Below are 8,549 nucleotides of genomic sequence, written 5' to 3'. Positions count from 1 at the left end.
ATCCGGTCACCGAGGGCGTCGACATTTCGATCCGGGTCGGCCAGCTCGGCGATGGCGGATTCGTCGCGTACGCACTCGGCGCGGTTGGCCGCATGCTCGTGGCCGCGCCGTCGTATCTCGAGCGGCACGGCCCGATCGATACGAAGGCCGATCTCGCGAACCATCCGTTCATCCGCGTGAAAGGCGTGTTCGCGAACGAACAGGTGCCGCTGCGGCACGACGGCGGCGCAGTCGAATACGCACGCATCCGCACCGTCATGACCGCGAGCCACTGGCGCCCGATGTTCGACACGATCGCGGCGGGAGGCGGCATCGGCGTGGTCCAGCACCCGGCTTGCGCCGACGCGCTCGCGCACGGCCGGCTCGTGCGCCTGCTGCCGCACTACGACGTCCCCGACTTCGCGCTCAACGTGCTGGTGCACGCGCAACGGCCGCTGCCGCCGCGCGTGCGTGCCGTCGTCGATCTGCTGAAAAGCGAACTCCCGCCGCTGCTGACGCAAGGTCAGCGCTAGCCGTCACGCCTGCAGCGACTTCCCCGGCTCCTTCACGTGCGCGTCGACTTCCATCTGGTAGAAGCGCGCGCTGACGAAGCCGAACAGCGTCCAGCCGAGGAACACGCACAGGCCGCCGAGCATCAGCGCCTGCTCGCCCGAGCTGAACAGCGCGTAGAAGCTGTATGCGGTCGCGACCATCGCGATCACGTTCGTCACGAGCGCCTTGCCCGGCGGCACCTTCGCGACCTTCTGGATCGTGATCAGCGCGGCCATCGACATCACGTAAGGCACCAGGTTCGTGACGACCGCGAGATCGACGATCTTCTGGAACTGGCTGCTCAGCTCGGGGCTGATCGTCATCAGCGCCAGCGCGACCTGCGCGACCAGCAGGATCACCATGCCGACGATCGGCGTGCCGGTGCGCGTCGCGCGGGCGAACACCGGCAGGAAGTAGCCGACGTCCGCCGAGCTCTTGAACACCTGCGCGACCGTGAACTGCCAGCCGAGCAGCGAGCCGATGCACGCGATCACCATCAGCGCGGTGACGATCGTGCCGACGGTCGGCGTGAACATCGTCGCGAACGCGATGCCGAACGGCGCGTTCGACTTCGCGAGAATCGCATTCGGCACGATCCCCGCGATCACGTTGGTCGACACGATGTAGAAGATCGCCGACGCGATCGTGCCGCCGAGCACGGCGATCGGCACGTTGCGCTCCGGATTCTCGACGGCGTCCGAGTTCGCGCACGCCGATTCGAGCCCGAGGAACGCCCACAGCGTCACCGCGATCGAGCTGCCGACGGCGGGCCCGAACGGCATGTGGTTCGGATTCCACGCGGCGCCCCAGGTTGCGCCGCTGAACCAGAACCAGCCGATCAGCGACACGACGACGACCGGAATGATCACGCCCCACACCGTCACCGCGCCGATCCGGCCGGTGATGCGCGAGCCGCCGAAATTCGCGACCGTCGTCAGCACGAGCAGGAAGATCGTCCACAGGCCCGTCTGCAGCGGCGACAGCGTCGCGTCGAACAGCACGGTGCCGTAGCCGACCGCCGTGACGCCGATCGCGACGTTGGCGATCACGAGCGACAGCCCGTACGTATAGTTCGCCATGTAGTTGCCGGCCTTGCCGAACGCGTACTCCGCGTAGCCGCCCATCCCGCCCGGCTTGCGGCTCAGCATCCCGCAGCGCGCGAACGCATAGGCCAGCGCGAGCGAGCCGCCGGCCGTGACGATCCACGATAGCAGCGAGATCGTGCCGACCTGCGCGAGCTTCGACGGCAGCAGGATGATGCCGGAGCCCATCATGTTGACCGCGGTGAGAACGGTGAGCTGCCAGACGTTCATCCGGTGCTTCTGCGCGGCCGCCGGGGCTGCGTCGGCCAGGTGCGCTGCGTTTTCCATGGTGTCGATCCTTCGATGTGAGGCCGCCGTGCGGCCGGTCGCTCGTTCGTTCGCCCGGTCGGGTGTCAGGCGGTCAGGCAGTACACACGGTACGTGCCGTCCTCGACCTCCACGCCGTGCGTGTCGTGCGCGAATCCGGGAAAACGCCGGTCGTACGCCTCGAGCGCCTTCAGGTAGCCGAGCACCGGGCCGCCGGCCGGCCCCGCGCTCTCGCCCGGCATCAACAGCGGAATACCCGGCGGATACGGCACGACGCCGGTGGCCACCGTGCGCCCGGCCAGCTCGTCGAGCGTGACCTGCTCGACGCGGCCCTGCACGAGGTGCTCGTACGCATGCACCGGGCTCATCTCCGGCTTCGGCAGGATCGAGAACGCCTCCGACATCAGGCGCGTCGTGCCCAGCTGCTCCATCGCCGCGAACATCGTGTCGGCCAGATCCTTCAGCCCCATGCCCGCATAGCGCGCGCCATGCTCCTTCGCGAGCGACGGAATCGCCATGTCGAGCGGCAGGTTCGCGTCATAGTCGCGCTTGAAATCGCACAGCGCGCTGACGAGCGAGCCCCACTTGCCCTTCGTGATACCGATCGAGAACAGGAACAGGATCGTGAAATCGGTCGTCTTCTCGACGACGATCCCGCGCGCATCGAGATATGCGGTGACGACGCTCGCCGGGATACCGACCGGCATCAGGCCGCCGGCCGGCGCCACGCCCGGCGTGACGATCGACACCTTGATCGGGTCGAGCATGCAATAGCCGTCCTCGAGATTGCCGAAGCCGTGCCATTGCGCACCGGGGCGCAGCACCCAGCACGCCGGGTCGCTCGCGAGCAGCTCGGGCGGCGCTTCGTGGAACGGCAGCGTGCGGCCCGTGCGTGCCTCGAGCACGGTGTCGGGCTGCCAGCATTCGAAGAACCAGTCTCCCTTCGCGCCGAATTCGCCGTTCATCCGCGCGATCATCTGCCGGAACGCGACGGCCTCCTCGATCGACTCGCGCGTCAGCGCGGCGCCGCCGGGGCCGTCCATCATCGCGGCCGCGACGTCGTTCGACGCGATGATCGCGTAGTTCGGCGACGTCGACGCGTGCATCATGAACGTTTCGTTGAACTGGCCATGCGGAATCGGGCTGCGGCCGTCGCGCACGTGGATGTACGACGCCTGCGACAGCGCGGTCAGCAGCTTGTGCGTCGACTGCGTCGCGAACACCGTCGGCCGATCCTTGTGGTGGTCGCGCGGGTCGCCGTGCATCGCATGGCGGTCGCGGTAGATCGGATTGAAACGCGCGTAGCCGTACCACGCTTCGTCGAAGTGCAGCCGGTCGACGCTCGCGCCGAGCAGTTCCTCGACGCGCGTCACGTTGTAGCAAAGACCGTCGTACGTCGAGTTCGTGACGATCGCGTGCTTCGGCTGGCGATCGGCCAGCCCGGCCGCGAGCGGGTTCGATGCGATCGCCTCGCGGATCGCCACCTGCGTGAGGCGCTCCGGCGCGATCGGCCCGATGATCCCGTAGCGGTTGCGCGTCGGCACGAGGTAGGTCGGAATCGCGCCCGACATCGTCATCGCGTGCTCGGCCGACTTGTGGCAGTTGCGGTCGCACAGCGCGATCTGGTCGCGGCTCACGCTCGCCATCAGGATGATGCGGTTCGACGTCGACGAGCCGTTCGTCACGTGATACGTGCGATGCGCACCGAACACGCGCGCCGCGTAGCGCTCGCTTTCGCCGATCGGGCCCGAGTGGTCGAGCAGCGAGCCGAGTTCGCCCACCGAGATCGACAGGTCCGAGCGGAACAGCGATTCGCCGAAGTATTCGAAGAACGCGCGGCCGACCGGCGATTTCAGGAAGCCGGTGCCGCCGGTGTGGCCCGGCGTATGCCACGAGTATTCGTAGACGCGCGAGAACTTCGCGAGCGCGCCGAACATCGGCGGCAGCACGGTCGAGCGATAGCGCTCGATCGCCGCGTGAATGCGCCCGCCGATGAAGTCGGCCGTATCCTCGAGCAGCCACACGAAATCGTCGACCTTGCCCATCACCGCGGCCGGTACCGTCGACGCGACGCTGCGGTCGGCCAGCAGGAAGATCGGCACGCTGCCGTTGCGATGCCGGATCGCGTCGACCACCGCCTCGGACGGCCCGTGACCGTCCACGCCGAGATCCCAGTCGAGCAGCACGCACTGGATCGACGGATCGGAGCGGATCAGCACGATGGCATCGTCGGCGGACGTGGCCGTCAGCACGTCGACACCGCGTTGCGCGAGCTCCGCGCTCAGCGTGCGGACCGCGCGCCCGGTCGCGGTTTCCTGCGCGATCTCGTCGTCGACCAGTAGCGCACGCATGCCGAGACGGCGAATGCCGCCGACGGAAGTATTCATGATGTTGCCCTCGCTGTTGCGTTGCTCTTCGATTGGTATCGTTCGTCTCACGAGCACGCGGGAAGCAGTCACGGGCAGCGGCATGAGACGCGCGCAATTCCGGCTTGATTCGCCATCCAGTTCGGAGCCGACTATGCCATGGATGCCTTTCGATGAGAAGCCGACGATTCGGTGAAACAATCGGCCCTTTCGAATCGGATTTTCATCATTGGATCATTTTTATGTGCGCTGCAGCACGCCAATTCCCGATGACTTGATCATGCTCATGCCGCCATGGAATTGCTGATTCCGATCGATTGAATCCGCGTGCTTTTGTTGCTACGATCGGCTGCGCCGGGCCTTGCCCCATCGCGCTCGTGCCGCGCCGCGCAAGGCTTTCAGGTGCAATGCGCAATCGGCATTCAGCATTCGCGGGACCGTTTTCAATCGGCTGTAGCGCGTATCGGTTCACGATTGCGTCCCGGCGCGAATGCGGCTCCCGTTTCAGGTCATTTACCGGAGAGTTCGCGTGAGCCTGTTGAAAATCGCAGTCGAGCCGGCGCTGATCGGCGCCTTTCTCACCACGCATGAACAGGTCGACGTATTTCAGACCGATTTCACGAATATCGCGGCCATCGTCGTCGGCATCGATGCCGCGGAAAAGGTGCTGAAAACCGTCGAGAGAACCGGTTTCGCGATTCCGTTCTTCGTCGCGGTCGAGCCCGACCAGGAAGTGCCGCCGTCGGTCCTGCCGCGCGCGAGCGGCGTGATCCAGCTCCGGCACGGCGGCCGCCATTACTACGGCCGGCAGATCTCCGCCGCCGCCGACATCTACAGCGAGAACCTGCTGCCGCCGTTCTTCAAGGTCATGCGCGACTACGTGCAGCGCGGCTACGTCGAATTCGACTGCCCGGGCCATCAGGGCGGCCAGTTCTTCTCGAACCATCCGCTCGGCCGGATGTTCTTCGACTTCTTCGGCGAGACGCTGTTTCGCGCGGACCTCTGCAACGCGGACGTCCGGCTCGGCGACCTGCTGATCCACGAAGGGCCCGCGCTGGAAGCGCAGCGCAACGCCGCACGGATCTACAACGCGGACAAGACCTGGTTCGTACTGAACGGCACGTCGACGTCGAACAAGGTCGTCACGAGCGCGCTGCTCGCGCCCGACGATCTCGTGCTGTTCGACCGCAACAACCACAAGTCGGTGCACCTCGGCGCGCTCGTGCTGTCCGGTGCGCGGCCGGTCTACCTCGAGACCGCGCGCAACGCGTGGGGCCTCATCGGCGGCGTCGACAGCGCGGCGCTCGGCGAAGCGCGCATTCGCGACGCGATCCGCGACGTCGCGCCCGAGCGCGCCGACCTGCCGCGCCCGTTCCGGCTCGCGGTGATCCAGCTCGGCACCTACGACGGCACGATCTACAACGCACGCGAAATCGTCGACCGGATCGGGCATCTGTGCGACTACATCCTGTTCGATTCGGCGTGGGTCGGCTACGAGCAGTTCATTCCGATGATGCAGGACTGCTCGCCGCTGATGCTCACGCTCGGCCCCGACGATCCCGGCATCTTCGTCACGCAGTCGGTACACAAGCAACAGGCCGGCTTCTCGCAGACGTCGCAGATCCACAAGAAGGATCGCCACATCGAAGGCCAGAAGCGTTTCTGCGATCACCGGCGCTTCAACAACGCGTACATGATCCACGCGTCGACGAGCCCGTTCTACCCGATGTTCGCGGCGCTCGACGTCAACGCGCAGATGCATGCGGGCCCGGCCGGCAAGCGCCTGTGGCGCGACTGCGTCGCACACGGCGTCGACGCGCGCAAGCTGCTGCTGAAAACCTGCCGGCAGATCCGTCCGTTCGTCCCGCAAGAGATCGATGGCCGCCCGTGGGCCGACTATCCGACCGAGCAGATCGTCGACGACCTGCGTTTCTTCCGCTTCCATCCGGCCGACACGTGGCACGGCTTCGAAGGCTATGCGGACGACCAGTATTTCGTCGATCCGTGCAAGCTGCTGCTGACCACGCCAGGCATCGATCGCGACACGCACGAATACGCGCCGTTCGGCGCGCCGGCGCCGATCCTCGCGCGCTACCTGCGCGAGCACGGCGTCGTGCCCGAGAAGGCCGACCTGTACACGATCCTGTTCCTGCTCACGCCGTCGGAAAGCTTCGGCAAGCTGCAGCATCTGGTCGCGCACCTCGCGCAGTTCGAGCGCCATCTCGACCAGGACACACCGCTGCGCGAAGCGATTCCGTCGCTGTGCGAAGCATATCCGGAGCTGTACGGCACGATGCGCCTGCGGCAGCTATGCCAGCGCATGCACGACTTCTACCGCAGCCACGACATGAAGCACCTGCAGAAACAGATGTTCCGGCGCGCGCAGTTCCCGAAGCAGGCGATGCTGCCGCAGGCCGCGAATGCCGAGCTGATCCGCAACAACGTCGAGCTCGTCACGCTCGAGCGCATCGAAGGCCGGATCGCGACCGAAGGCGCGCTGCCCTATCCGCCCGGCATCTTCTGCGTGGTGCCCGGCGAAGCGTGGGGCGGCCCGGCGCTCGACTACTTCCGCGCGCTCGAAGCCGGGATCAACGCACTGCCGGGCTTCGAGCCGGAAATCCAGGGCGTGTACCTGCAGACGAAGCCGGACGGCACGAAGCAGGCGTCGGCCTACGTGGTCGCGGCCGGCGCCGACGCGTCGCGCATGTAAGCGCGGTGGGCGGCGGCGTGCCGCCCACCGTCCTGTTCTTCGCATCCGCCGCCCGGCGCCGCCACGACCGCGCGCCGGCACTTGCGCGCGTTCCGACCGTGCGGTACCGTCCTCCTTTCCGGGATAACCGAAGCCTCGCGTCGAAACCCATCCGTCGATTCGATCCGATGCGGCCGCGCCCCTGCCCGGCGCCGTCGCATCGCGCGTACAGGAGGGGTTTGCGTTGGACGTTCGCGTGTATCTGCTGGCCGCCGCCGTGTTCCTGGCCGGCGTTGCCGAAAACATCTGCGTCGGCATCCTGCCGGCGATCTCCGCCGGCCTTCACGTCTCGATCGCCGCTGCCGGACAGCTCACCACGATCTTCTCCGCCGTGTTCGCGCTCGCCGCGCTGGTGGCGGCCTCGTTCGTCGCACGGGTCGAACGGCGCACCGCGCTGCTCGCAGCGCTCGGCGCGTTCGCGGCCGCGAACCTGTGCGCCGCCGCAAGCCCCGGCTATGCGAGCCTGTTCGCCGCGCGCGTGCTGATGGCCGCGAGCTGCGCGACGCTGATCCTCGTCGCGACGCGGTTCGCGGCGGAACTCGCGCCGGTGTCGCAACGCGGCCGTGCGATCGGCATCGTCTTCATGGGGATCAGCGCATCGCTCGTGCTCGGCGTGCCGATCGGGATGCGCATCGCCGAATGGGCCGGCTGGCGCGCGGTGTTCGTGTCGATCGCGGTGGCCGCGCTGCCGCTCGGGATCTGGCTCGCGCGTGGGCTGCCGCGCATGACGCCTGCCGCGGCCGGCACGCCCGGCATGCCGTCGTATCGCGCCGTGCTGTCGCAACCGCGATTGCTCGCCGCGCAATGTGTGTCGATCGCAATGATCGGCGGCCATTTCACGCTGTTCGCGTATCTCACGCCGTATCTGCAGGCCGTGCTGTCGCCCGGCGCGGCGGCGCTCGAAGGCTTGTACGTTGCGTTCGGGATGGCCGGCGTGACCGGTGCGTGGCTCGGCGGGTTCTGCTCGGATCGGCTCGGCGCAGCGCGCGCGCTGTGCGCATGCCCTGCCGTGTTTCTCATTGCGATGGCCGCGCTGCCGGCGGCCGGTGCGTCGCCGCTCGTGTTCGTCCCCGCGATGATGCTGTGGGGCGGCATCAGCTGGTCGATCTCGCCGATCGTGCAGAACTATCTGATTCACACCGGGCCGACGCTGGCCGATGCGAGCGTCGGCCTCAACGTATCGGCGATGCATGCGGGCGTCGCGCTCGGATCGGCGCTCGGCGGCGTGCTCGTCGGGCACGGTGCGCTGCTCGTTACACCGTCGGCCGGCTGCGTGCTGGTGGCCGTCGCGCTGGCATGCGCGTGGGTCGCGGCACGGCCCACTCGGCAGGCCGTGCGCGCGTCTTGAATCGTGCCGGGCGACGCGCCACGCCCGCTCGCCGCATCACCACGCCTGCCGGTAAATCTCCAGCGCGTCGGCCTCGGTCACCTCGCGCGGATTGTTCACGAGCAGGCGCGTCTGCAGCATTGCGTCCGACGCCATCCTCGGCAGGTCGGCCTCGCCGATACCGACTCGTATAACTTCGTATAATGTATGCTATACGAAGTTATTAC

The 8,549-nt window shown here is 67.2% G+C and carries 5 protein-coding genes and 1 pseudogene; 3 read left to right on the top strand and 3 right to left on the bottom strand.

What is annotated here, in order from left to right; all coding sequences use genetic code 11:
- A partial coding sequence (locus JMF90_RS12750; protein ID WP_201325141.1) for a substrate binding domain-containing protein occupies positions 1-512 on the top strand: 512 nt, incomplete at its 5' end.
- 3 nt (positions 513-515) lie between these two features.
- On the opposite strand, the gene potE is transcribed toward JMF90_RS12750, so the two are convergent.
- Positions 516-1,901, bottom strand: coding sequence for a putrescine-ornithine antiporter (gene potE, locus JMF90_RS12745; protein ID WP_011548049.1), 1,386 nt, complete (start codon positions 1,899-1,901; stop codon positions 516-518).
- A gap of 65 nt (positions 1,902-1,966) precedes the next feature.
- On the bottom strand, positions 1,967-4,267 hold the full coding sequence (locus tag JMF90_RS12740) for an Orn/Lys/Arg decarboxylase N-terminal domain-containing protein (protein WP_041489406.1): 2,301 nt from the start codon (positions 4,265-4,267) through the stop codon (positions 1,967-1,969).
- 508 nt (positions 4,268-4,775) lie between these two features.
- On the opposite strand from JMF90_RS12740, the gene JMF90_RS12735 reads away from it, so the two are divergent.
- On the top strand, positions 4,776-6,956 hold the full coding sequence (locus JMF90_RS12735) for an ornithine decarboxylase (protein ID WP_041489407.1): 2,181 nt from the start codon (positions 4,776-4,778) through the stop codon (positions 6,954-6,956).
- 223 nt (positions 6,957-7,179) lie between these two features.
- Positions 7,180-8,343 carry an MFS transporter gene (locus JMF90_RS12730; RefSeq protein WP_011548053.1) on the top strand — a complete coding sequence of 388 codons (1,164 nt, stop codon included), beginning with the start codon at positions 7,180-7,182 and terminating at the stop codon, positions 8,341-8,343.
- Between the two features lie 36 nt (positions 8,344-8,379).
- Here JMF90_RS12730 and JMF90_RS12725 read toward each other — a convergent pair.
- A pseudogene (locus tag JMF90_RS12725) lies at positions 8,380-8,508 on the bottom strand (alcohol dehydrogenase); the annotation flags it as partial.
- Between the last annotated feature and the right edge of the window lie 41 nt (positions 8,509-8,549).

Origin of the sequence: Burkholderia sp. E168m23 (assembly GCF_016586125.1) — a bacterium.
Lineage (GTDB): Bacteria > Pseudomonadota > Gammaproteobacteria > Burkholderiales > Burkholderiaceae > Burkholderia > Burkholderia orbicola.
The sequence above is the reverse complement of the archived record's forward strand: the minus strand, read 5'-3'. Positions and strand labels throughout refer to the sequence as shown.

What these genes read in the sequence shown, in the direction of transcription:
- potE (WP_011548049.1), bottom strand. Translation starts at nt 1,901, where the DNA reads ATGGAAAACGCAGCGCACCTGGCCGACGCAGCCCCGGCGGCCGCGCAG.
- JMF90_RS12740 (WP_041489406.1), bottom strand. Translation starts at nt 4,267, where the DNA reads ATGAATACTTCCGTCGGCGGCATTCGCCGTCTCGGCATGCGTGCGCTA.